This window comes from Halonotius pteroides, assembly GCF_003605635.1.
GTDB classification, from domain to species: Archaea; Halobacteriota; Halobacteria; order Halobacteriales; family Haloferacaceae; genus Halonotius; species Halonotius pteroides.
Map to the genome: position 1 here is coordinate 1 of NZ_QMDW01000023.1, position 24,263 is coordinate 24,263.

Annotated in this window: 24 protein-coding genes; 11 read left to right on the forward strand and 13 right to left on the reverse strand. The window is 62.2% G+C overall.

Features of this window, described 5'->3' with window-relative positions; all coding sequences use genetic code 11:
• Positions 1–71: 71 nt before the first annotated feature.
• Together DP106_RS12570 and DP106_RS12575 are read right to left on the reverse strand one after the other, a co-directional pair.
• A complete protein-coding gene (locus DP106_RS12570; protein WP_120085810.1) occupies positions 72–1,361 on the reverse strand; it encodes an adenosylhomocysteinase in 1,290 nt (429 codons plus the stop codon).
• Positions 1,362–1,423: 62 nt separating this feature from the next.
• Positions 1,424–2,728 carry an amidohydrolase gene (locus DP106_RS12575; protein ID WP_120085812.1) on the reverse strand — a complete coding sequence of 435 codons (1,305 nt, stop codon included), beginning with the start codon at positions 2,726–2,728 and terminating at the stop codon, positions 1,424–1,426.
• 102 nt (positions 2,729–2,830) lie between these two features.
• Here DP106_RS12575 and DP106_RS12580 point away from each other — a divergent pair, with 102 nt between their 5' ends.
• Positions 2,831–3,349 carry a DUF7342 family protein gene (locus DP106_RS12580; RefSeq protein ID WP_120085814.1) on the forward strand — a complete coding sequence of 173 codons (519 nt, stop codon included), beginning with the start codon at positions 2,831–2,833 and terminating at the stop codon, positions 3,347–3,349.
• Positions 3,346–3,783: a hypothetical protein gene (locus DP106_RS12585; protein WP_120085815.1), complete on the forward strand. Its 438-nt coding sequence runs from the start codon at positions 3,346–3,348 to the stop codon at positions 3,781–3,783. Before DP106_RS12580 ends, DP106_RS12585 begins: the two co-directional genes overlap by 4 nt.
• 20 nt (positions 3,784–3,803) lie before the next feature.
• Here the strand turns inward: DP106_RS12585 and DP106_RS12590 are convergent, their stop codons facing one another.
• On the reverse strand, positions 3,804–4,481 hold the full coding sequence (locus tag DP106_RS12590) for a M48 family metallopeptidase (RefSeq protein ID WP_120085817.1): 678 nt from the start codon (positions 4,479–4,481) through the stop codon (positions 3,804–3,806).
• Positions 4,482–4,802: 321 nt separating this feature from the next.
• Here DP106_RS12590 and hisG point away from each other — a divergent pair, with 321 nt between their 5' ends.
• Entirely contained in the window at positions 4,803–5,648 is an 846-nt protein-coding gene (gene hisG, locus DP106_RS12595) for an ATP phosphoribosyltransferase (protein WP_120085818.1), read from the forward strand.
• Positions 5,649–5,674: 26 nt separating this feature from the next.
• Here hisG and DP106_RS12600 read toward each other — a convergent pair whose 3' ends face one another.
• Both DP106_RS12600 and DP106_RS12605 read right to left on the reverse strand, forming a co-directional pair.
• The gene (locus DP106_RS12600; RefSeq protein WP_120085820.1) at positions 5,675–6,070 is read right to left on the reverse strand and encodes a DUF7473 family protein; all 396 of its coding nucleotides are present in this window, start codon (positions 6,068–6,070) and stop codon (positions 5,675–5,677) included.
• Between the two features lie 92 nt (positions 6,071–6,162).
• Positions 6,163–6,501, reverse strand: a complete 339-nt coding sequence (locus tag DP106_RS12605; protein ID WP_120085822.1) for a DUF5658 family protein — start codon at positions 6,499–6,501, stop codon at positions 6,163–6,165.
• A 111-nt stretch (positions 6,502–6,612) separates the two neighbouring features.
• On the opposite strand from DP106_RS12605, the gene DP106_RS12610 reads away from it, so the two are divergent.
• Positions 6,613–7,653 carry a THUMP domain-containing protein gene (locus DP106_RS12610; RefSeq protein ID WP_240625423.1) on the forward strand — a complete coding sequence of 347 codons (1,041 nt, stop codon included), beginning with the start codon at positions 6,613–6,615 and terminating at the stop codon, positions 7,651–7,653.
• A 36-nt stretch (positions 7,654–7,689) separates the two neighbouring features.
• Here DP106_RS12610 and DP106_RS12615 read toward each other — a convergent pair whose 3' ends face one another.
• A complete protein-coding gene (locus DP106_RS12615) occupies positions 7,690–8,694 on the reverse strand; it encodes an arsenic resistance protein (RefSeq protein WP_120085826.1) in 1,005 nt (334 codons plus the stop codon).
• Positions 8,695–9,022: 328 nt separating this feature from the next.
• Between DP106_RS12615 and pyrE the strand changes: the two genes are divergently transcribed.
• Positions 9,023–9,544 (forward strand): orotate phosphoribosyltransferase, encoded by a 522-nt coding sequence (pyrE, locus tag DP106_RS12620; RefSeq protein ID WP_120085828.1) that lies wholly within the window; start codon positions 9,023–9,025, stop codon positions 9,542–9,544.
• A 24-nt stretch (positions 9,545–9,568) separates the two neighbouring features.
• Here the strand turns inward: pyrE and DP106_RS12625 are convergent, their stop codons facing one another.
• Both DP106_RS12625 and DP106_RS12630 read right to left on the reverse strand, forming a co-directional pair.
• Positions 9,569–10,681: a DUF373 family protein gene (locus DP106_RS12625; protein ID WP_120085830.1), complete on the reverse strand. Its 1,113-nt coding sequence runs from the start codon at positions 10,679–10,681 to the stop codon at positions 9,569–9,571.
• A 73-nt stretch (positions 10,682–10,754) separates the two neighbouring features.
• Complete coding sequence (locus DP106_RS12630; RefSeq protein WP_120085832.1) at positions 10,755–11,414, reverse strand: DUF6517 family protein; 660 nt, start codon at positions 11,412–11,414, stop codon at positions 10,755–10,757.
• Positions 11,415–11,558: 144 nt separating this feature from the next.
• Here DP106_RS12630 and DP106_RS12635 point away from each other — a divergent pair, with 144 nt between their 5' ends.
• A complete protein-coding gene (locus DP106_RS12635; protein WP_120085834.1) occupies positions 11,559–12,554 on the forward strand; it encodes a radical SAM protein in 996 nt (331 codons plus the stop codon).
• A 23-nt stretch (positions 12,555–12,577) separates the two neighbouring features.
• On the opposite strand, the gene DP106_RS12640 is transcribed toward DP106_RS12635, so the two are convergent.
• The 3 genes from DP106_RS12640 to DP106_RS12650 are packed head-to-tail and all read right to left on the reverse strand — an operon-like array spanning position 12,578 to position 14,362.
• The gene (locus tag DP106_RS12640) at positions 12,578–13,315 is read right to left on the reverse strand and encodes an OapC/ArvC family zinc-ribbon domain-containing protein (protein ID WP_120085836.1); all 738 of its coding nucleotides are present in this window, start codon (positions 13,313–13,315) and stop codon (positions 12,578–12,580) included.
• 4 nt (positions 13,316–13,319) lie between these two features.
• Positions 13,320–13,721 (reverse strand): DUF2073 domain-containing protein, encoded by a 402-nt coding sequence (locus DP106_RS12645; protein ID WP_120085838.1) that lies wholly within the window; start codon positions 13,719–13,721, stop codon positions 13,320–13,322.
• Positions 13,721–14,362 carry an Era-like GTP-binding protein gene (locus DP106_RS12650; protein ID WP_120085839.1) on the reverse strand — a complete coding sequence of 214 codons (642 nt, stop codon included), beginning with the start codon at positions 14,360–14,362 and terminating at the stop codon, positions 13,721–13,723. Before DP106_RS12650 ends, DP106_RS12645 begins: the two co-directional genes overlap by 1 nt.
• Before the next feature lie 889 nt (positions 14,363–15,251).
• On the opposite strand from DP106_RS12650, the gene DP106_RS12655 reads away from it, so the two are divergent.
• Positions 15,252–17,078: a Cdc6/Cdc18 family protein gene (locus DP106_RS12655; RefSeq protein WP_120085841.1), complete on the forward strand. Its 1,827-nt coding sequence runs from the start codon at positions 15,252–15,254 to the stop codon at positions 17,076–17,078.
• 65 nt (positions 17,079–17,143) lie between these two features.
• Here the strand turns inward: DP106_RS12655 and DP106_RS12660 are convergent, their stop codons facing one another.
• The gene (locus tag DP106_RS12660; RefSeq protein WP_120085842.1) at positions 17,144–17,896 is read right to left on the reverse strand and encodes a S24/S26 family peptidase; all 753 of its coding nucleotides are present in this window, start codon (positions 17,894–17,896) and stop codon (positions 17,144–17,146) included.
• Positions 17,897–18,008: 112 nt separating this feature from the next.
• On the opposite strand from DP106_RS12660, the gene DP106_RS12665 reads away from it, so the two are divergent.
• Positions 18,009–19,703: a DNA-directed DNA polymerase II small subunit gene (locus DP106_RS12665; protein ID WP_394343459.1), complete on the forward strand. Its 1,695-nt coding sequence runs from the start codon at positions 18,009–18,011 to the stop codon at positions 19,701–19,703.
• Between the two features lie 24 nt (positions 19,704–19,727).
• On the opposite strand, the gene DP106_RS12670 is transcribed toward DP106_RS12665, so the two are convergent.
• Positions 19,728–20,153 (reverse strand): hypothetical protein, encoded by a 426-nt coding sequence (locus DP106_RS12670; RefSeq protein ID WP_120085843.1) that lies wholly within the window; start codon positions 20,151–20,153, stop codon positions 19,728–19,730.
• A gap of 125 nt (positions 20,154–20,278) precedes the next feature.
• Here DP106_RS12670 and DP106_RS12675 point away from each other — a divergent pair, with 125 nt between their 5' ends.
• The 3 genes from DP106_RS12675 to DP106_RS12685 all read left to right on the forward strand — a co-directional run bounded on the left by DP106_RS12675 (position 20,279) and on the right by DP106_RS12685 (position 24,141).
• The gene (locus tag DP106_RS12675) at positions 20,279–21,298 is read left to right on the forward strand and encodes an A24 family peptidase (protein ID WP_120085845.1); all 1,020 of its coding nucleotides are present in this window, start codon (positions 20,279–20,281) and stop codon (positions 21,296–21,298) included.
• 75 nt (positions 21,299–21,373) lie between these two features.
• Positions 21,374–22,537 carry a tRNA-intron lyase gene (endA, locus tag DP106_RS12680; RefSeq protein ID WP_120085847.1) on the forward strand — a complete coding sequence of 388 codons (1,164 nt, stop codon included), beginning with the start codon at positions 21,374–21,376 and terminating at the stop codon, positions 22,535–22,537.
• A complete protein-coding gene (locus DP106_RS12685) occupies positions 22,534–24,141 on the forward strand; it encodes a tryptophan--tRNA ligase (protein ID WP_120085849.1) in 1,608 nt (535 codons plus the stop codon). Before endA ends, DP106_RS12685 begins: the two co-directional genes overlap by 4 nt.
• The last annotated feature ends 122 nt before the right edge of the window (positions 24,142–24,263 follow it).

Consider the following 24,263-nt stretch of genomic DNA (forward strand, 5'->3'; position numbering starts at 1 on the left):
GGTTCTGGTGACGACGACTAACTGGTATTCCCCATGCGTGGGAAGCCGCGCCGTTCACGGCGCGGAGGATGTCACGTTCCGTGATCCCAGCTATCGAGATACTCACGCTGCTTGTCGCTCAGCGAGTCGTGATCGACACCTTCGGCGTCGAGTTTGATCTCGGCGATCTCCCGATCCAACTCGTCGGGGACGTCGTGGACGCCGGCCGCGTAGGTGTCGCCGTTGGCCGTGAGTTCGCGGACACAGACCGCCTGCACACCGAAGCTCTGATCCATCACCTCAACCGGGTGGCCGAGCGCGATGGGCGCGGCGAGGTTGACGAGTCGCCCCTCGGCGAGCACATTGAGCCGGCGGCCGTCGGGCAGCTCGTAGGCTTGGACACCGTCTCTGGCTTCGTAGTTGTCGACGGCCTTCTCTTCGAGTGCAACGAGGTCGATCTCGATATCAAAGTGCCCTGCGTTGGCCAGGAGGACGCCGTCGGGCATCACGTCGAAGTGCTCGTCGACGACGACATCGCGGTTGCCGGTGGTCGTCAAAATGAGGTCGGCGTCGGTGGCTGCCGCTTCCATCGGTTTCACGTCGTAGCCCTCCATGTGGGCTTCGAGGGCTTTCCGGGGGTCGACCTCGGTGACGGTGACGTTCGCATTCTGGCCGGCGGCCTTCTTGGCGACACCCTTGCCGCAGTAGCCGTAGCCGGCGACAACGACGTTTTTGCCCGCAAACGAGAGGTTCGTCGTCATCGAAATCGTCGCCAGCGAGGACTCGCCGGTGCCGTGGACGTTGTCGAACAGCGTCTTCATCGGCGTGTCGTTGACCGCGAAGACCGGGTACTCAAGCGCGCCGTCGTCGTCCATCGCGCGGAGTCGGTGGACGCCGGTTGTCGTCTCCTCACAGCCGCCGACGATAGAATCGATGAGTTCGGGGTGATCCTCGTGGATCGCGGCGATCATGTCCATCCCGTCGTCGACGGTGATCGTCGGCTCGTGGTCGATGACAGCGTCGATAGCGTCGTAATACTCGTCGTCGTCGACGCCACGAACAGCGTAGGAGGTGATGTTCTCGTGGGCGTCGAGGGCCGCACTCACGTCGTCGTGGGTCGACAGCGGGTTGCAGCCGGTGATCGCCACTTCCGCACCGCCGAGCGCGAGCAGTTCGACCAGATTGGCCGTTTTGGCTTCGACGTGCATCGCCATCCCGACCGTTTCGCCGTCAAGTGGTTGATTGGCCTCGAACTCCTCGCGGAGCGACTGGAGGATGGGCATATGCTGGAGCGCCCAGTCCATCTTGCGGCGGCCGTCAGTTACCGCGTCCTCGGGGTCGTCAAGGTGGGACGCGACCGGCGGATACGCTGATTTGCTCATAGATACAAAAGGTGACAGACAGTGAAAACGGTACCGAAGACGGCGACATAGGGGAAAGCGGGTTACTCGGCGCGCGCAACGAGGTCGGTGGCGTGCTCACTCGCCCGCTCGCGGATGGCGGCTTCGTCCAGCGTCTGGATCTCGCGGTCTTTCATCAGAACCTCGCCGTCACAGATCGTGTGTCGAACGTCCGAGCCGCGAACCGCGTAGGCGAGGTGGCTCACGAAGTCGTGAACCGGCGTGAGATGCGGCGCGTCGAAATCGACGACCGCGATGTCGGCGACGCCGCCGGCTTCGAGTTGGCCGACAGGCACACCGATCGCCGACGCGCTGCCCTCTGTCGCCATCCGCACCGCCGACTCGGCGGCGACATCGCGGGCGTCGCCGCGGGCGAGTTTGCCGAGCATCGCCGCGTCGCGGATCTCGTCGAAGAGGTCAAGATCGTTGTTCGATGCCGCGCCGTCGGTGCCGAGGCCGACATTGACGCCCGCGTCGAGTAGCTCCTGAATCGGCGCGATCCCGCTTGCGAGTTTCATGTTCGAGGCGGGGCAGTGGATCACGCTCGCGCCCGTCTCTGCGAGCAGCTCGATTTCGGTCTCGTCGACGTGAACGCAGTGAGCGAGGAAGTCGTCGTCGGTCAGCATCCCGATGTCGTCAGCGTATTCCAGCGGGCGGACGCCATGGTCGTCGACGATTGGCTCGACCTCGTTTCCGGTCTCGTTGGCATGGAAATGCAGCGGGACGCCGGCCTCCCGTGCTTGGGGAACGAACTCCTCCAGATACTCGGTCTCGACAGTCGTCAGCGAGTGTGGCATCAACGCCGTGGTGATCCGGCCGTCGGCCGCGCCGTCGAACTCGCGGGCGATATCGAGGCCGGTCTGGGCGTCCGCACGGGCGGCCTCGTCGTCTTTGCCGACGCTGATGAAGGCGTGACAGAGGTTCGCGCGGAGGCCGGATTGCTCGGTCGCGGCGGCGATCTCGGGCACTTCGAAGTAGCTGTCGGCGAACCCGGTGATCCCGTTTGTGATGAACTCGACGAGGCCGAGCTCGGTGCCGACACGGATATCTTCAGGCGTCAACTCGGCTTCGACCGGCCAGATGTCCTCCTGGAGCCAAGAATCCAGAGGTTTGTCGTCGGCGTAGCCGCGGAGCAGTGTCATGGCGACGTGGGTGTGGGCGTTGACCAGTCCGGGCATCACCAGCGAGTCGGTTGCATCGAGCGTCTCGGCGGCGTCGAGGTCGTCGTCGACAGCGAGAACCTCGCCAGCCTCGCGGTCGATCAGTACGTCGGCCTCGCGTGCCTCGAAGTCGGGCGTGAGGACGTGTCCCCCCTCGATCACGAACTCGTCGGCTGCGGTCTCACTCATACCGGCGATTACGGTGGGAGTCTCTTAATCGGGCGGGATCGAGCGGTGATAGAATTAAATCTGTGACAAAGAATTATATCTTCGCGGGCAGTACCATCAGTCATGAGCGACACTGAGGACGCGCCACCACCGTTCGAGAACCCGTTCGATATGGCGCGATCCGCCGAGGAGCGGGTGTACGATACCGTCCTCCAGACGCGGCAGCCGACGACGGCCACGGAGATGGCCGACGACGCCGACTGTGATCCCAAGACCGCACGGAAGTATCTGGACTGGTTTGGGACGCTCGGCGTCGTGACCAAGTACGACGGCGAGCCGCCGACCTACGAGCGCAACGACCGGTACTTCGAGTGGCGACGGATCAACGAGTTGGCAAGCAAACCGGCTGCAGAGCTACAATCGCAGGTACGGTCGCTGACCGAGCGGATCGAAACGTACGAACAGCGGTACGACGCCGACGATCCTGCCGAGGTAGATGCGTTGGCCCCGCCCGATGATATCTCGACGGAGACCGCATACGCGGAACTGACCGACTGGCAAACAGCGCGCTCAGAACTCCGGCGACACGAGCAGGCCCGACGCCTCCAGGCGGGCGATTCGAGCCCGCCGGTTCGGCAATGACCGGCGACGACAGCGTCCCCGAAATTGATCGTGGCATCCTCGAACCCGTTCGGGATCGGCTTCACACCGCCCCGCAGATCGAGACCGCAGTAATCGTCGTCGCCGAGGGGCAGACGGAACTGGAAGCCACACTGATACCGAAAGCTACGCCATCACGGATTGAGCGACGGTTTCTTGATATTCGGTGGTACACGAACGGCGATTTTAGGATCCATTATCAGGAAGACTGGCGGGATCGGACGTGGTGTCAGCGGTGGGATCGCCATCCGAACGAACACAACGACCGGGATCACTTTCATCAACCACCGGCTGGGGCCACCCCTGGCGAGGATCGGACATGGCCGGGCGAGTTTCAAGCTGTCCTCAAACTCGTCGTCGATGGCGTCCGCACGCGGACGGACTCACTCTGGCAAGCCGTCGGAAACGGTGAGTAACACCACACTATTGCAGACGATCACCCGTTGGCGCGTAGCCGGTCGATCCGCTGGCCGAGCGGCGGCTGCACCTCGAAATACGTCTGCCACGTCGCCCCCTCGGGATCGACGCCGCGGTGGTCGGCGACCGCCTCGAAGGCGTCGGCCAGCGCGTCGGCACCGACGCGGTCGGCAGCCGCCCGATCCGCGCGGAACTGGAGTTGCCGACCAAACCAGAAGAGCACGAGCGCGGTGAATGCGATGACGAACAGCCCGTTTGAAAACGCGATCAAGCCACCGAACATCGCGGTGGCGACGCCGATAACAGCCGCGGCGGCGACCGCGCGGTATTCGAGATACAACAGGCGGCCGCGCTGGGCTTCGGCTGTCAGCAGCGCGGTCGCTGTCGAATCATCGAGGGTGTCGAGAACGCCCTCGGTAAGCAACAGCTGGCGGCGACCCGGCAGGCCGTGCAACGAGATCTTGATCGACGACGGGCTGGCCGTCTCGGAGATGTGGATCGCCGGCGGATCGAGGTCGGCTGCCGCGAGCAACGCGTCAAGCGACGCCTGCTCGTCGGTCGTCGGCGACCGCGTCTCCCGAAGCGACAGCGACACCCGCGGGCCGAGGGCGGCCATCGCCAGAAACAGCACGACTGCGGCGACGACGAACCACAACGGGTCGATGGTGGCCTGTAGTGGGGTGGCGATCGCAGTCATGCGTTCGATTCTGGCCGACGACCCCATAGCGGTTCCGCTCCGGGGTCACACCAACAGCCGGCGGAGTTCCTAAAGAGCAGTCAATCGAGTGAATCGGCCAGCCAAACAACCGGCCTTCCTGGCGGACTGAAAGGGCGAGGTTCTCTCGACGAACCCGGACGACGCAAGCACCGCACTGAGCGGAGCGAACGAGGAGCGAAGCGAGTCCCGGGAGTCGAGAGAACCGAGGGCTTTCTACACCTACTGCTCCGCTCCAATTCTCATTCGAACATCGTCGTAGCGGAGGGAAAGACAGTTGCCCTGTCACCGAGAGAAGCGAGTATGCGCATCGCCGTGCCCAACAAGGGGCGTCTCCACGAGCCGACGGTGACACTACTCGAACGCGCCGGGTTACGGATCGAAAACGGGGCCGACCGGAAGCTCTACGCCGAGACAGTCGATCCCGAGGTGACCGTGCTGTTCGCCCGCGCCGCGGACATCCCCGAATACGTCGCCGACGGCGCGGCCGCCGTCGGGATCACCGGCCTCGATCAAGAGCGGGAGTCCGGCACCGACCTCGACGAACTGGTCGATCTGGAGTTCGGCCAGTGCCGGCTCGTCTTAGCGGCTCCCGAGGACGGCACAATCAGCGAACCCGAACAGCTAGCAGGCAAAACCGTTGCCACCGAGTTCCCCAGAATCACCCGCGAGTATTTCGACGAGCAGGGGATCGACACCGACATCGTCGAGGTCACGGGCGCGACCGAGTTGACGCCGCACGTCGAGATGGCCGACGCCATCGTCGATATCACCTCCACGGGAACGACGCTCGCGGTCAACCGTCTGGCGATCATCGACGAGGTGCTACAGAGTTCGGTGCGGTTGTTCGCCCGGCCCGACGCGGCCGACGACGACAAAGTCCAGCAGCTTACGACCGCCTTTGAGTCGGTGCTGGCGGCCGACGACAAGCGGTATCTGATGATGAACGTCGCCAACGAGGATCTGGAAGCGGTCAAGGACGTGATCCCCGGTCTCGGCGGGCCGACAGTGATGGATGTCGCCGGCAGCGACGACCTGGCAGTGCACGTCGTCGTCGACGAACGCGAGGTCTTCGAAGTTATCAATGACCTGAAAGCCGCGGGCGCGACTGGGATTCTCGTCACCGAGATCGAACGCCTCGTCGAGTAGCTGCCGGAGCACCGCACCGGCAGTGATCAGGCCGGCGCGCTCAGATAGAGGATCACCGCTCCACCAACGACCGCACCAAGAATGACGGTCACGATCGCGTGGATCGCGGTGATCAGCGCGGTCGTCCGCCGCGGTTGCCGATAGAGCAGGTGGATCGCCCCGGCATCGACCGCGAGGGCGAGCCCCACACCGAGGAGGCTCGGCAGCGACAGAAGCGTTGTCACCGTCGAGATAATTGCGGGGCCGACACCGACACCGAGTGCTTTGACGACGGCGACGTCGCCAACGACGTTTCGGGCCGCAAGGTGGGCCGTCACTGACAAAAACAGTGCCAACAGCCCAACCGTCCCAAGGACAGCCGTCGGGCTCGGGGATGCTTGCAGGGCGAGCGGGGCCGACACCGACGATCCAGCCACCGGCATAGCTGTACACAGAGCCCGGGGGGTGTCGAATCTGTCGTTTGGCGACGCGATATGTGGCAACACTGGTACCCAGTGTTTCAACTGGAACTGACTCAGTGTGAGTTCGCGGTGATCCGGCGACTGCGGATGATCGCCCGCAGGTTCGACAGCGTCACGAGAGCACCGATAGCCGCGACAACGATCGGGATCCCGATCGCGATCGGACTATCAGCGATGACGAGATAGCCCGCGAACGTGGCCGCCAGCGTGGCGAGTTTGAGGACGGCAAAGCCGATCGGGCCGGGCTGCCGCGAGAGGAGTCGACTGACAACAGGATTTGCTTCAACAACCGCGTACCGCCGGACGGCGACGACCGTCGTCGCGTAGTCGCCGACGCCATAACAGAGCACCGCGAGCAACCACCACCTAAGGTCGACAGCGGGGAGTGCCATACACCGGGTGGTGGGCGAGCCGACAAGAGCACACCGGGTTGGACGATGGCTGCGGATCTCAGAACCGACACGCTGAAACTCGGTCTGGGAGTGGAACAAGGTGTGTACTGTCTGGAACTCGCCGGCGACGAGGATGCGTTTGCGGCCTGTGAGGCCGCTGCAGCCGCGAGTGCAGTCGATGTCGTTGCCGGCGGGGTGGCGACCGCTCGCGGGGTCAACCCCGAGGGCGTCAGGCGGCTCGCCTATACGCATGCCGCCAGCGAGCTCATTGCGAAAACCGACGCCGACATCGAGGCCGCGGCGGTCGCGCTCCGCGCAGCGAAAATCGACCGCGAGGGCTCGGTTGCGGTTCGGGCCCGTGACGTGCGGAGTCAGACGGGTGTGAGCACGCAGGCGACCGAGCGGCGACTCGGGGGCGTTCTCGTCGATCGCGGCTTCGAGGTGGATCTCGACGATCCAGACCACGAACTGCGGGTGTTGTTCGCCGGTAGCAGCGGTACGAACGACGCGGACGAGACGAACGGCGGCGACAACGCCTGCTGTCTCGTCGGCTGGCTTGCCGTCGAGAGCCGGCGGGACTACGGCGAGCGACGACCCACAGACCGCCCCTTTGTCCAGCCCGGGAGTATGGCTCCCTTGGACGCCCGCGCGCTTGTGAATATCGCAGGGGCCGGCCCGGAAACCACGGTCGTCGATCCGATGTGTGGCACGGGCGGACTGCTGTTGGAGGCTGGCCTCGTCGGGAGCGACGTACTCGGTATCGACGCCCAATGGAAAATGGCCCGCGGAAGCCGGGAGAATCTGGCCGCACTGCGCGAGACGGCTGGCGAGGAGTTCGACGGCGATATCAGCGTACTCCGTGGCGACGCCACCGCGCTTCCGCTTGTCGACGATGTGGCCGACGCGGTCGTCTTCGATGCCCCCTACGGCCGTCAGTCAAAGATCGCCCGCCACGAGTTGGGCGACCTCGTTGGCGGCGCGCTACGGGAAGCGCGCCGGATCGCCCCGCAGGCGGTCGTCGTCGCCGACAGATCGTGGGACGATGCCGCACAGGAAGCGGGGTGGACAGTCGAACGGCGGTTTGAACGACGCGTGCATGGCTCGTTAGTGCGACACGTGCACGTCCTAGCTGCTGATTCGACTGTCGAGTAACCAGTTCAGTACCATGAGCGATCGCCAAGGGGGCCGTTACACCAGACTCACGACCGCATCGCGGATCGACCGCCCATCGTCGACGACATCCCGTCGGTAATGCATGTAGACAGCCCCGAGCGGTGGCTGCAACAGATAGGCCAGGGCAATCGGTAACACGGCTGCTGTCGGGAGGCTGTCGGCGGCGACAACGATCGCCACCGCGATCGAGAGATTACGCATGCTGGTCGCATACACCAGCGAGATGCCGCGTTCGGTGTCAAGCAGGAGCCGACCGATCCCCGCCGCGGTGGCCAGGATGATCGCATAGAAGGCACCAAGCGGAATGATGGTACCGGCCGAGGCAAGCGGATCTGCGAGAATCGCTGTCGACCGCATCGTCATCGCGATAAAGACGATCAGCATGACGCCGAGAGAGCTGAGGCCGCCAAAGAGTGGTTTGAACCCTTTGACTGCCTGTGGCGCATACCGCCGGTGAAGCCCCCAGCGGGTGAGCGTCCCGGCGACCATCGGGATCACGATCACCTGTGCGAGTTGTCGATAGAGGGCAGTCGGCTCGAAGCCGACACTGCCGGGGATCAGCAGTGACAGATACGGCGGGAGGATCGCGATCGCTGCCAGCAGATTGACCGCCATCGCAACCAACGCCGATTCGAGATCACCGCCAGCCAGCCCGGTCCAAGCGGCGGTCATCCCCGAGGTTGGAATCAACGCGATGAAGTATAGGCCGATGGCGTAGCCGACGTTGCCGGCGAAAAACACCCGTGCCAAGCCAACGGCTAACAGCGGGGCGATCCCGAAGTTCAACAGGAGGCTCACCCCGACGAGTTTCGCGTGCCGGCGGACATGGAGGATCTCCCTGAGGTCGATATTGATCATCATCGGGTAGATCATCAGGAACAACACCGGCACGACCGCCGTTTTGAGAAGCTGTTTCGTGCCGGGGGTTGCGATCTGGCCGAAGGCAAGCCCGGTCGCCAGCGACACAACGACGACATAGATGAGATTCTGTTTGAGCGCGACCAATCCGCTACGGATCATGTGTTACCCCGAATATTGTGTGTTTGTGTAAATAATGCGGCACAGCGTGGCGCGATCAGCGAGCTCTGCAACCGTGGTTCAAAACGAGATTTCAGGGACAAAATCCCGGTTCGATGGATTCGCCTCATGCATTTAGTTGTGCACACAACTTACAAAACTATTTTGGTGTTCATATTCTTGCCCCGCGTTTTTAGCTATTTCAACGATATCCGCGCGTCGTTCAGGTGTCGAAGATGTGGGATCGCTATATTTCTGTACGGCAATCAGCGAACCGACGCATCCGTCCCGTATCCCGCCTGTTTAAGCCGACGGCTGGCCGAATGCGCGTATGACCAACCAGGCACTCATCGATGCCTTACGCGACGCCGAGGCGGTGCAGTACGGCGAGTTTGAGCTCTCTCATGGCGGCACCAGCGACTACTACGTCGACAAATACCTCTTCGAGACCGACACGCACTGTCTTAAGCTGATTGCGGTGGCCTTTGCCGCCGAGATCAACGAACCAAAGCTCGCCGGCGTCGCTCTCGGTGCGGTACCGTTGGTCGCGGTGACCGCCGTCGAAACCGGTCGGCCCTACGTGATCGCCCGCAAGCGGGCCAAGGAGTACGGCACCGGTAACCGGATCGAAGGACGGCTTGATGAGGGTGAGGAGGTCGTTGTGCTTGAGGATATTGCAACGACCGGTACCTCGGCGGTCGAGGCCGCCGAAGCACTGCGCGAGGCCGGCGCGGTGGTAAATCGGGTGCTTGTCGTCGTCGACCGCGAAGAGGGGGCCGCCGAGACACTAGCCGAGCATGAGCTTGAACTCGATGCGCTCGTGACCGCGAGCGAGCTGCTGGCCGATCAGTAGCCGCAGGGAGTTAGCGGTCGCCGATCAGGCTGGCTCCGGCGTGGCCGGATACCGGGATTCGACGACCGCGAAGGTGAGCGTACTGAGGACACCCAACAGCGTCCCAACGGTGAGTGCGATCGCCAGATCCGGGAGCGTGAAGGCGGCGATCCCGGCGATATCCGGGAGGAAGAAGCCTGACAGTCCGTAAAGGACGATGGCGATGGCGACGACGTAAAAAGGCGCGTTGAGATACCGCCACCGGAAGCGATCGGCGAGATACTCGTCGGTGACCTGGCCGAGGCTACTGGTGATCCCGGCGGCCGCAAACCACTGGACTGAGCCGTGAACGAAGGCTGCCGCTGTGGTCACAATCGTGGGCGTGTCGCCGCCGGTCGGTGTGACGGTTTCGATCACGGAGACACCCTGGACGCCGCCGACGATGACAAGCGCGAGAGCGACGACATAGGTGATCAGCGTTGCCCGGCCGGCGTACAGCCCGTTGCGGATCCGGTCGGCGGTCGCGTCGATGCTGTCCTCCAAGCCAAGCCCGCGGAACAGCGTGTAGAGGCCTAAGAGTGCCGATAAGAGGCCGAGGAGAACCGCGCCGGCGACATCAAACGCGCCAGCGATGACGACCATCGGGTAAATGAGGAGGACAATCCCGAGTGGGACGAGGATCGTCCCGCGGGTCTCAGGATCGGCCAACACCTGTTTGATCGTGTAGTACATCGATTCGAGATTTTGGGCCTGGCGGACGACAACGCGCTGGACGCCGTCGATCGGCATCCGCGAGCGAATGATCGGGATCACCGACTCATCCTGAGCACCGTCGGTGATGACGATCGCGCTGACCTCTTCGCCGGTCTGAAGGCCCGCCAGCACCGTGTCGATCTCGTCGCCGATGGTTCGGTTGGCGGTGACATCGTTGCCCTCGACGCCGGTAACGACGGCGACCTCGACGGCCTCGTCGTCGGCCTGCAGGGAGTCATATGTCGAAAGCCCCTGAAACATGACGTTGAGATCTGAGTCCTCCGGATCGACTGTCGCCAGCGCGATAGCGGCCTCCCGAACCGCATCGCTGCCGACGACCGGGGTGTCGATGTCGGTCTTCCGGCCGACATCGTCGTCGAGGTCGATACAGAGGACGAGCAGCATGCATACGACGGTACGCGAGCGATCGGTTAAGACTTTTCTGGCGGTATACCAGGGCGGCCGGGAGACAAACGGGTTAGGCGGTGTGTTCGACGCCGCCGAGAAGCGCGTTGATCGCGTCGGTGTCGTCGATCCGGCGGGGATGAACACCGAAGCAGACGACGAAATCCTCGCCGACAGGAACGGCATCGGTGGTATGAAGCGTGAGATCAAGTTTGATACCGGCCTTGGTGAACCGTCCCTCGGCACGGTAGCGAACAACCTCGATAGCGTCGCCGAGATGATCGACCGAGCGGATGCTGTTGCGTTCGACGTTTCCGAGTTGGTCGTAGCGATCCTGAATCATGGCGACGAGATCGTCGGTCGACATGTCGGCGACAGGATTGAACGACTCACTGAGGAGTTCGACCTTCGGCGTCGAGAGGACGGTAAACGTCGCCCAGCGGTACTCCTGGCCGAGAATCGAAAACCCGCGGTCGTACTCGCTGATCTTGTTGGTGACCTCGATCTCGCGGCGCTGGCCCGCAGTCTCGAAGGTGCGGGTGGTCGTCTCGGTGGTCTGTTGTGATTCGCTGTAGGGGTTCTCCGAAAGCGTTGATTCGGCGACGATAGCGCGGTCAGCCTCGGCGCTGAGCGGCCCGTTGCCGAGGGCGAAATCGAGGGCGGAACAGCCGGCCAGCGAGGCGAGACTGAGGGTACCAGAGCCCGCGAGCAGCCGTCGACGCGTGGAATCCATAGCCGGTAGTGGGCGGGACAAGGAATAAACAGCGGGCCAAGCAAGGCGATCCGAAGAACCGAAACCGGTCGTGACACCGCTTTTCATTACGCGCTCGGCGTTTCGGACGCTTTTTGTGGCGGGAAGCGATATACGTGATAACTAATGATCTCCAAAGGCTGTGAACAGTGTGCCAAAGGCGGGAAGATGGTGCTTTTTGTCTACGGCTACTGTGACCAGCGGGACTGCTTCTACTGTCCACTTGGGGAAAACCGCAAGAACGTCACCGATGTCTACGCCAACGAACGCCTCGTTGAGAACGACGAGGACATCATCGAGGAGGCCCACCGGATGGACGCGCTGGGTACCTCGATTACGGGCGGCGAACCACAGGAAGCGATGGAGAAGACCTGTCGCTACCTTCGGATGCTGAAAGATGAGTTCGGAGCGGATCACCACACCCACCTCTACACCGGCATCACGGGCGGCCGCGAGAACATGCGGCGGCTCTCAGAGGCCGGCCTCGACGAGATCCGGTTCCACCCACCCTACGAGCAGTGGGGCGAGCTGCACGGAACTGAGTGGGAAGAGATCCTCCATATCGCCCGCGAGGAGGGGATGACACCCGCTTTCGAGATTCCCGGCATCCGCGCCGAGGAGGAGTTCCTCGAATTCCTCGACGAGGGTGCCGCGGACTTCTGCAACATCAACGAGTTCGAGATGAGCGACGGGAACTACCGGCGGATGCAGGAGAAAGGCTACGAACTGCAGGACGGCCACATGTCCGCCGTTGAGGGATCGAAAGAAGAGATTCTGGAGACGATGGGCGATCATGAACGCGTCTATTTCTGTACCAGCGTCTTCAAGGACGCCGCCCAGCACCGCAACCGTCTCAAGCGGATGGCCCGCGTTATCGGTCGTGAGTTCGATGAGATCACCGACGACGGGACGCTCGTCTACGGGAAAACGTGGGAGCCAGAGGCGCGGCTGGAGGAGCTTGGGGTTCCCGAAGAGTTCTACACGGTCAAGTCGGATCACGTCGAGTTGGCGTGGTGGCTGCTCGAAGAGATGGTTGAGGATGGTGATGTAAGCGACGGCGAGATCGTTGAGCAGTATCCGACTGTCGACGGGACGGTCGTCGAGCGGACACCGCTGGCGTAGCAGCCGACTGTTTCTGTGCGCGATTAGTTCGGCTCGTCAGTGCCCCACCCGTCGGGGACTTCGATAACATAGCGGCCGTCCTCGCGCAGGGAGATGATGTACTCGTTGCGATCGTAGAGCTCCATCAGATTCAGCTCGTACTGGCCCGGGCTGACGATGCGGATGCTCTCGAATTGATCGTTGAGTTCCTTTCGGAGTTGATCGAGGCCTTCGGAGGCAGTCTCGTCGGCTGGGGTGTCGGGATCGGTCGCCGGATCGCGAGGCTCGTCAGCGGTGGGAGACTGTGGCTCAGACGGCGGCGCGTCCGGGAGTTCGTCGTCGGAAACGATATCGGATCGGGCGGTCGATTGGGCCGGGGATTCACCGTCTTGGCTGGAGGTCGAATCCATCAGTTCGGCATCGCCGGCGTCAGCAACAGCGGAGTCGGTAGCCTCCCCAGTGGTGTTTGGATCGGCGGTTGTAGGGGGTGAATCAGCGGTTTGTGGGTCGGGTGCGGAAGTCGGGTCGGGAGTAGGGGTGGATGACTCACCAGTTGCGGTCTTGTCAGGGGACTCGGGCGCAGTCGAGGTGGTCTCGGGGCTATCGGTCGAGCGGTCAGCTGCGGGTTGGCTGTCGCTGGGAGCGTCCGGGGCGTCGGTGGCATCGTCGACAGAGCCCTGTTTGAACTGAAACTTGTTGCCACCGCAGTCAGGACACCCCGAAAGCATCTCCTTGGAACCGTCGGGGAAGATATGGCCGCAGTTGGTGCACTGGTGGGGCATGACGCTACTTCCGGGAAACCAGCGCGCTGATGAGTTGGTCGTCCTTGTGCAGGGTTTCGATCTGATTGGCCGGGCCGATGACGGTGAGCTTCTTTGTGGACTCTCGGCCCATGAGCCGGTCGAGGAAGCTCTGATCGGCGGCATCCTCGTGGGGGTAGCTCTCGATCTCGATCCCGCTGAACTCATCGGGGCTGATCTCGGTCATCGTGACCTCGATGAGTTTGGACTCCTCGTCCGGTGACAGTCCTTCCTCAAGAATGACGATGTTGCCATCGCGGACGCCGTCGAGGATGAGCCGGATCTTCTCCATGCTCCGAAGCCCCTCCATCCGCGACCCGCTTATCAGGTCGATCTGGACGCCGTTTTGCGATTCCGTCGTGGAATCAGAGGGTGTTGCTTCAGGCATTATCCGAAGTACTCCGCGATCTTGTCGTACACTTCATCCATGTTGTTGCCCTCAAGCGCTGACAGTGGGACGGTCTCATGCTGGGGGAAGGCGTCGGCAACACGTTTGATATCGGCCTCGTCGAGATCGATCTTGTTGGCGAAGATGAGTACCGGCAGATCGCGGCTCTCGATGATGCCGATGAGCATGGTGTTGACCTGTGTGAATGGGTCTGTCGTCGAATCGAGGACGTAGATAACGCCGTCGACATCCTCCCGGAGCCAGTGCATGGCCTCGGCGACGCCTTCGGTCGCCTCCCGGGAGCGACGGATCGCGTCGTCCTTCTCGATGTCGTGGTCAAGGAACTCCTTGTAATCGACCTTCGTGGCGACACCCGGGGTGTCAACGATATCGATGGTGACCGACCGGCCGTTGCGTTCGATATCGACGCCTTCCTTCCGGCGTGCCCGGCGTGTTTCGTGTGGAACGTGGCTTTCGGGGCCGATGGCGTCACCAGTCCAGTCACGTGCGATGCGGTTTGCGAGGGTCGTCTTTCCGGCGTTCGGCGGTCCATAGATACCGATCCGTTTCGGATCGTCCGAGGCGAACAGGCGGTCGGTGACCCGCGAGACGCTATCTTTGAGATTTGTGAGTAGACCCATCCTGAGACTCCCGCACCTCCCCTGTTTCGCGTGGAAGGGCGTATGACGCACCTTGCATTCCGTGAACACTTAAACACTGCGTCAGACAGGGCTCAGCGGCCGGATTCAACCGGATACAGTTGGTACTGCCGAGGCGAGTCCGGCTCCGGTTTAGGCGCGTTAGCAGGGATGAGAGTGCTGGCAGCGCTAGAACTACCGAGAGTATTGAGCGCAGTCATCATGGAGTCGGTGGAGCCTCAGCCTATCAACTCGGAAACGTCGACCACCCCCACACCCCTTTGTTTCGAGTGGAAACGCGAAAAGAAGGGGCACCCTGAGATGGCTATTACTTCCAAAACACTTATTATACATACTGGATAACCAGACCCGTACCACGAGAAATACTGATTATTTTATTTTGCTTGTTAGTTGTATTAGCCACTAGACTAGCTTCAAGAAACGAACAGCAGATATCCACACCACATAGCGACACTGTTCCAGTTGAAACAAAGGGGTGGGGGTGTCAGAACCCCCGTCCAGCTACGGTTTATTCACGATTTTGCTCCGAGGCGTTTGACAGAGACTACTACTTCGGACTTCACATTCCAGCTGGCATACCTCTTTGTGGAGTTTCGACGGTTGATATCTCTGTGCAGTGATGAGCCCCGATCAGCTCGTCTCTCACCGTTGGAATCTACCCTTCTGCCCGCGAGCTATCGGCAAATAGTATCCAAAGTGAGAACGCTTTTGTATCGTGTCTGCCTCTGTTTCGCCTGCACCATTTGAGCACGTCAACAGCCCCCGATCCGGCAAAACCGACACGCTCTGCGGTCGTGTGGCCGATCTCGGGTATTCGTGTTGACGATTCCATGTGAAACAGAGGGTGGAACGCGGAACACAGAACGATGGGATGGAATCAATGACCGACGACCACGACCGACAACACGACGAGCCAACCGATGCCGAGTCGACACCACCGCCCGGGTCGCCGGCGACGGGTGAGGGGTCAGCCGACGACGGTACCGGTGAGACCACCGAGTCGAATAGCTCGGACGAAGATGAAGCCACTACCCCCCCAGAGCGGGATGACATCACAACCGACCCCGCCTCGGTGTTGGCGTCGGATCCGATCCCCTCGGCGGATCGATCACTTGATGATCTCGATCTCGACGACGCCGACCGGAGCCGCGATCGCTCGAGTGCTTCCTCGGATCTCGATTTCGATCTCGACGCTGATCCGGATGGAACCGATGACAGCGAGGGGTTGTTCGATGATCTACTCTCTGGGGAGCCGATCTTCGAGAACAAGGAAGTCCTCCGGCCGTCCTACACTCCGCGTGAACTCCCCCATCGTAACGACCAGATCAACCAGATGGCGACGATCCTTGTCTCCGCGCTTCGCGGTGACACCCCTTCTAATATCCTGATTTACGGCAAAACCGGCACCGGCAAAACTGCCAGCGCAAAGTACGTCAGCCAGGAGCTAGAGTCGACTTCCCAAAAGTACGATGTTCCCTGTGAGGTCGAGTATATCAACTGCGAGGTCACCGATACCCAGTATCGGGTGCTCGCACAACTCGCCAACAAATTCATCGAAAAGAACGTCGCGCTCATCGAATCGCGGATCGACGTACTTGAAACCGTCCGCGAAACGCTCGCCGCGGACGACTCTCCGACGACCGCCGCCGTCAGCGACATCGACCCCAACAAGGCGGCGGTCTCGATCCCGGATGCCGAAACCAACGCCGAGGCCGACCCCGAAGGCAGCCTCCCGATCGTTACCGACCAGTACACCTCGGTCGATGCTGTCGACGAGCGCATCGAGACACTGGAGGCTGACGCCGAGGAGATGGAGCCTGTCCCGATGACCGGGTGGCCGACCGACCGCGTCTACAGCACGTTCTTCGAGGCTGTCGACTACAACGAGCGTGTGGTTGTTATCATGCTCGACGAGATCGACAAGCTTGTCGAAAAAAGCGGCGACGACACCTTGTATAACCTCTCGCGGATGAACAACGAACTAACGAACTCCCGGATTTCGATTATGGGGATCTCGAACGATCTCAAGTTCACCGATTTCCTCGATCCACGCGTCAAATCCTCGCTCGGCGAAGAGGAGATCGTTTTTCCGCCGTACGACGCCACACAACTCGGCGATATCCTCCAGCATCGCGCCGAGGTCGCATTCAAACCCGACGCGCTCACCGGCGACGTGATCCCGCTGTGTTCGGCGTTTGCGGCCCAGGAACACGGCGATGCCCGCCGCGCGCTCGACCTCCTCCGCACCGCCGGTGAGCTCGCCGAGCGAAGCCAGGCTGACATCGTCGAGGAAGAACACGTCCGACAGGCGCAGGATAAGATCGAACTCGATCGCGTCGTCGAAGTTGTCCGCACGCTCCCCACTCAAAGCAAGATCGTCCTGTTTTCGATCATCCTATTGGAACAGAACGGCGTCCACAACATCAACACCGGTGAGGTGTTCAACATCTACAAACGCCTCTGTGAGGAGATCGACGCCGACGTACTGACACAACGCCGCGTCACCGATCTCATCAGCGAACTTGACATGCTCGGCATCGTCAACGCTGTCGTCGTCTCAAAGGGTCGCTACGGGCGCACGAAGGAGATGAGCCTCTCGGTGCCGCTTGAGGAAACTGAGGCTGTCCTGCTGTCTGACTCTAGACTTGGCAACATCGACGATGTCCAACCGTTCGTCCAAGCTCGCTTCGATAACTGAGCTAGCAGAAAACTCAATTCGGCACCGGAACTGTGTCATCGTTACTCTCCCGAACGGGTCGCCTGTTATGCCCCGACGGATCTGACCATCCCGTTGCTGCTTGTCATTCCGCTACTGGTAACTATCCCGCTATCTGTGGAGGCCGTCTCACCAAGCCCGCCACTGTGTGCTGTTCCAAGCAGCGCCAACCGGAGCCGCCCGAGATACGGAATCCGGAACCGAGCGACGCCGTTGATCCAATCTGATTTCACGACTGGCGCAACGCCGTTTGCTTGATCGTACCGCCGGTTGTTGTCGCCTTTGGTGATATAGCCTGCATGCGGGGCCGGGCAGTTTGTCAACTCGGCACAACTCTCGGCATCGATCGCCTCAGGCGATGCCCGATGATACCAGTTTTCGCCTGCCTCAACCTGAAACCGAACCCGGTGGATGATGGGTGAACCAACACGGCCAGGATAGTCGTAGACGATCACACTTCCCGGCTCATTGAACGACTCGTAGCCGGCCTCGCTCGTTTCGGCCATCACAACCCCCTGGTCGTTGGCTTCTCCCGGCGCAAACCGCCCCGGCTCACTGACGACAACGAGATCGTATTTGTTGATGTTGGGATCCATGCTGTTGCTCTCGACGGCGACCATCGGCGGCCAGACGCCGGTCGCCGCAAAGAGCACAAGCCCGATGGCAGCCACGATCGAGAGGCTGAACAGCAGTTCCCGAAGGAATAACAGCGGCCCGTCGTCGGCCCCGCGAAGCCGCTGGAACCACGACCTCCTGTCGGGTTCCGACTCGGCAGCCGGCTGCCGATCACCGTCACTCATTACTACTTCCTTCACCCGCACCGCGCTTGAAACTTCTGACCCGGGGTCGCTACCCGCCAGCTCTACCCCACCGGCTCCGGCTGTCGGCATGTTTTTGCCCGGTGACCCCGAGATGCCGACAGTGCCATCGGAGACGCCGTCCCGGATCGTTCAGACGCTGGCCCGCCACGGCTACAACGCCGACCGCGAGGCGGTCACGCTACTCGCGCGCGCGAACAACCCGGCTGCCGCCATCGACGCCGTCGTTTCGGCGGCCGGCGACGACATCCTCCGCATCACGAGCAGTGATGTTCGAGCCTGTCTCGACAGCGACACCGTTGCAACCGGCGCGGCTGTTTCCTCCGCAGTGACGACGACTGAACCACCCTCGTCGGCGGCCGCGACCGAGCCGACAGCCCCAGATTCGGCTGCATCCACCGACTCACAGCCTGAAACACCACAACAACCCAGCGCAGACACCCCTACTTCGACTGCAACCGAATTAGACCAAAATCAACAGACGCAGTCAAAATCTCCATACGAAATAGAGGGGTCGAACGCGACCGGGCGTAAAGAAGTGGTTGGGGAACCAACAGGAACCGCCCGCCCTCCGGATCGGAACCCGACACCCGCCGAGATCACCGGCGACATCACCGGCCGCAGTACCGGCACCGGCGAGTACAGTCAGTTCGTGACGACGTTTCGGGATCGCTACGAACAGCTCTCGAAACTTCTCAAGGGTCGCGTCAACCACCGCCCGGCGTCGGCCATCGCCGACATGCCCGGCGGCAGCGACGCCGAGATGATCGGCCTCGTCAACGACATCCGCTCGACGGCCAGCGGTCACTGGCTGATTGAACTCGAAGATACGACCGGAACGTTCCCCGCACTCGTAATGAAGGACAGACCCATCGCCGAGTTGGTCGACGAACTCCTGCTTGACGAATGTATCGCGGTGCAAGGTACCCTCGCCGACGACTCTGGCATCCTCTTCACCGACTCGATCCATTTTCCTGACGTTCCCCGAACCGCCCGTCCGAGTACGGCCGACCGCCACGTCCAGGCCGCCTTGATTTCGGATGTCCACGTCGGCAGCCAGGAGTTCATGGCCGACGCCTGGAACCGCTTTGCCGACTGGCTTCACACCGAGGAGGCTGAACACGTCGAATACCTCTTGATCGCCGGCGATATGGTCGAAGGCGTCGGCGTCTATCCGGATCAAGATGAGGAACTCGACATCATCGACATCTTCGACCAGTACGAGGCCTTCTCGGAGCATCTCAAAGCCGTCCCCGGCGACATGGAGATCGTGATGATCCCCGGCAACCACGACGCTGTCCGGCTGGCCGAACCACAACCCGGGTTCGACGAGGAGCTCCGCCAGATCATGTCCGCACACAATCCACGAATCTCAGGCAACCCATCGCTTGTCACCATCGAGGGCGTCTCCGTGCTGATGTATCACGGTGTCTCACTTGATGAGGTCATCGCCGAACTCCCCGAGGAGAAAGCCAGCTACGATGACCCTCACAAGGCGATGTACCAACTGCTGAAGAAACGCCACGTCGCGCCCCAATACGGCGGCAAGATGCGACTTGCACCCGAAACAAAGGACTATCTCACCATCGACACGGTGCCCGACATCTTCCACACCGGTCACGTCCACAAACTCGGCTGGGGGAAGTACCACGATGTGTTGGCTGTCAACAGCGGCTGCTGGCAGGCCCAAACCGCCTTCCAAAAGAAGGTCAACATCGACCCCGACGTGGCTCATGCCCCGATTGTCGATCTCGATACCTTGGAGATGACTGTCCGAAAGTTCGCGTGATCGACCTGCCTGTCTCCGCCTCAATCAGGGATCCTGATAGTACCGAATCGTCGGCGAGCCACGGAACACGGGCCCATCGCCGGCCTCCTGAAACCCCGCGGCTTGGGCGGCCGTCTGGAGATCAGTTGCGTTCTGTTCGACCAGGAGTTCCACGTCCAGTCCTTCGCTGGCGGCGAACCGAATCGGCTCGCTCAACAGTCGCTCACAGGCTTCCTTTGTCCCGCCGACCTGTGTCACGTGGACGGTCTGGTCGTGGACATCGAAGCTCACGAACCCCAACAACTCCGACTCAAGCGCGTCGGTATCGGTGTTGGGATCGTTGCCGGCCTGTTTTCGTTCGGCGACCCGGACGCTGCGATCATGCACGAGATTTCGGACGACATCCGCCGGTACGTCGGCCAGTGCCGCGATCGACTCGGCGTCCTCTTCGACAGCGTCCCGGACATTCATGTGACCGTATAGCACATCTACCCGGATAAAATTCGGGGCGACAGTGGGTATCACCGCAAGCTAGCCCACCACACCGCTGTTTGACACCTAAACACCTATGGGTGATGCGGTTCCGAACTGTGGTAATGGTTGCAACGTTGCCGGATCTGCTTCGACTCCTTGTGATCCCGGTCTTTGGGTGGGCCGCTTGGCGTGATATCCACACCCGCCGCATCCCGAATCGGGTGTGGCCACCGCTGGTCATCCTTGGTGGACTGTTGCTCGCCTGGGAGGCCGTCCAGTTTGCCGTCTTCGGGACTCCTGGCGGCCAGGCCTTCCTGATCCGTGCCGGGATCAGCCTCCTGTTTGTTGCCCCGCTCGGCTACGCGTTCTGGTGGTTCGGCGCGTTCGGCGCGGCCGATGCGAAGGCGATGATTGCCCTCGCCGTCCTCCTCCCGACGTTCCCGACCTACGCTCTCGGCGGGCTGGAACTCCCCGTTGTCGACACGACAATCGGCGTGTTCTCGTTGACGATACTCACAAACGCGGTGATTCTTGCGGTGGCCGCACCAGTCGGCTTGGGCCTGGGAAATCTGCTCCGCCGCCGGATCGAACCTGCGATGATGTTTCTGGCTCGACCGGTTCGGATCGACTCGTTGCCGGATCGTCACGGCCGCCTGTTTGAAACGCCGGATGGGTTCACCCACAGCGGGCTTGATCTCGACGCCCTTCGGATGTACCTCCGCTGGCGCGGCCTTCCCATAGCCGCGCTCCGTGCGGCCCCCGATGTCGCCCGCGATCCAACCAGCGTTGAGGCGACCGGCGAGCCGACCGACGGCCGCAGCAACATCGACAACGACCTCGATTGGGACGACCCTGACGCCGCCCCGACAGTCGATAGCGACGTTGCCGCCGCTGAGACGCTCGATGACCCGTGGGCTGTCGATCAGTTTTTCGAGTCGATTGATCGATCGACCTACGGCACCGATCCCAAACAGCTCCGCGATGGGCTCGAACTGCTGGCGACGACTGACGACGAAACCGTCTGGGTCTCACCGGGACTTCCGTTTGTCGTCCCGATGTTTGTCGGCCTTCTTGTCGCCTTCACCTCCGGTGACCTGCTGTTCGCCTTTCTTCGCTGGATCGGGCTCTTCCCGCTTGTGTAGCGGTTCGACCGCCGACCACGGTTCCACCCGTTCTTGGATCGGTGTGCCTTTGCCCTCGCCGCCGTCCCCTTCGGTATGGACGGACACCTTCGCAACGGCGTCGTCGCGGTCGGCGGCAACGCCCGCCAGCAGTTCCACGACGCCCGCGGCTACGGCCGGCCGGCCGGCGGCAACGAGATACGCTTGGCCCGCGTTGAGGCCGCCCACCTCCTGCTCCGTGGCGACCTCACGGCTGTTGTCGATCACGATGGCTCCGCTGATCGTCTCTCGTTTGCGGAGTTCTTTGTCGCCTCCGCGGCGGCCGTCGAGCGGTTCGCCCTCCGATTTTTGGTCTACGCCGACCTCCGCGAGAGAGGATTCTATCTCACGCCCGCCCGCGCGGGCTGGCCCGGTGTCGATGCGGCCGCCAGCGGCGTTGACGCGGTCGACGGCGTTGATGGGGCCGACGGCGGCAACGGAACCGATGGCGATCTGATCGATCTGATCGTTCCACCTCGGGGCACAAAACCCGGCGACGGTGAGCCTGTCTACCGAATCGCCGTCGTCGGTGAACGCGAGTCGCTCCCGGCCGACGAGCTTGCGAATCTCACCCTCGCGGTCGTCGACGAGGAAAGCGAGATCAGCTATCTCGAAACCGCGACGCCTGAGTTCGACGGCGGGACGAGCTACAGCCCGCCGGCAGGGATCACGGGCTCGCTCATCGGTGACCGCGTGGTTGTCTGGGACGCCCCCGAGGGATTCTACGACCACGGCTTCTATGGGCAACCGCTCGAAGCCCGTGAGGCGATCATCGATCGTGCCGTCCAGCTTTCGCTGGTCGAAGCTGCCGCCCTTGCCGCTGCGGGCCAGTTGGTACTCGATGACGTTGACGACACCGACAGCTCCGCCGACTCGCCGGCCAGCCACACCACGATCCGCAAGCAGGGCCAGCAGGTCGAAGGCGAACGGTTCGACCGCCGGCTGGCAGTCTATCGCCGGCTCCGCCAGCAGGATGTGGTGCCGAAAACGGGGTACAAGTTCGGCGCGGACTTCCGCACCTACAACACAGTCAAATCAATCGAGGACTTACCACACTCCGAACGGCTTGTTCGTGTCGTCGAGACCGACCACGAGTTTGATCCGCGTGAGCTCTCACTTGACGTGCGGCTGGCTGGCGGGGTACGGAAACGAATGGTTTTTGCGCTGACCGGCGCGAACGGCGACATAGACTGGCTCTCCGTGAGTCGCCTGACACCATGACCGACGATACCACCCACGACGACGATGGCACGTCCGAAGCCGGCGAGACCGACGACGCGGTTGCCACACCCGACGGCGGTGTCGAGGAGACGACCATCGATCCGTGGGGATCCGCAACGATCGCCGACTACCGCAAGCTCTTCGAGGAGTTCGGCATCGAGGAGTTTGAGGAACTTCTCGGCGGCGTACCAACCCCCCATTACCTCATGCGCCGGGGAGTCATCTTCGGCCACCGCGACTACGAGCCCGTCGCCGACGCCCTCGCCAACGACGAGCCCGCTGCCGCGCTGTCGGGCTTTATGCCGACCGGCGACCCGCATATCGGCCACAAGCTCGTCTTCGATGAGATCATCTGGCACCAACAGCGGGGTGCCGACGCCTACGCCCTGATCGCCGACCTCGAAGCTCACTCCGCCCGCGGGATGACGTGGGACGAGATCGACGACCACACCGAAAGCTACCTGTTGAGCCTGCTGGCGCTCGGTTTCGACGCCGAGGACGGAACACTCTACCGGCAATCCGAGAACCGCGAGCTCCAGGATCTCGCCTTCGAACTCGGCTCGAACGCCCGTTTTGCGGAGTTCGGCTCGATCTACGGTTTCGACGGCGAGACCAGCGTCTCCCACACCCAGAGTGTCGTCACCCAGATGGCCGACATGCTCTACCCGCAGTTGGTTGACGGCCCCAAACCGACGGTGATCCCGGTCGGCCCCGATCAGGATCCACATGTCCGCCTCGCGCGGGATCTGGCGGTGCGGATGCGGTATTTCAAGGTCACCGAAGCCTACGCGAGTTTTGAGGCCGATGCCGCCCAACGTGAGTTGATCGGCCGCGCCTACGACGCACTCACAGCCGATCTTGACAGCGACGAAATGGTTCGCTGTGCGGCCGCCGCCGACTGGCTGGCCGAGTACGACGCTGCCCCCGAGTTTACCGACGCCAAGACCGCCGCGGTCGACAAACTCAGCGAGGCCGGCAAGGAGCCGGTTCGCCCCCGCGTCCGGTTTTTCCATCGCCACGGGGCAGACGACGCCTTTGAGGCGATGATCGACGCCATCGACGGCGAAAAACGCGTCTACGAGGGCCACATCGACGCCTTCGACCTCGACTTCGAGGCGGCCGAGGAACTCGCCCGCGAGATCGAAGTCGACACCGGCGGCTACGGCTTTATCCAGCCGTCCTCGATCTACCACCGCTTCATGACTGGGCTGACCGGCGGCAAGATGTCGTCGTCAATCCCGGCCAGCCACATCAGCCTGCTCGACGACCCCGAAACCGGCTACGACAAGGTAAAATCCGCGACAACGGGCGGCCGCGAAACCGCCGACAAACAGCGCGAACTCGGCGGCGAGGCCGACGACTGCCCGGTCTACGAGCTGTACGCCTATCTGCTCGCCAACGACGACGATGGATTAGTTGAGGAGGTCTACGAGGAGTGTGTCGGCGGCGAGCGGCTCTGTGGGGACTGCAAGGAGCAGGCGGCGACGCTGATGGAGGAGTTCCTGAAAACCCACCAGGAGAAACGCGAGGAAGCACGTGAACTGCTCGACGACCTCGATATCGTCCTTGACTCCGACCGGAAAGGGCCGGGCGGTTCGCACTGATCCTGTTTTCGGTGCTGTTTTTTCACCAATGTTCAGGTGAAACGGTGATCGGGGCTCTGTTTTCTTCTACTATTTAACGCCAATCTCAACTTGAACCGGACGAGAGTCCAGAGTACCACCCG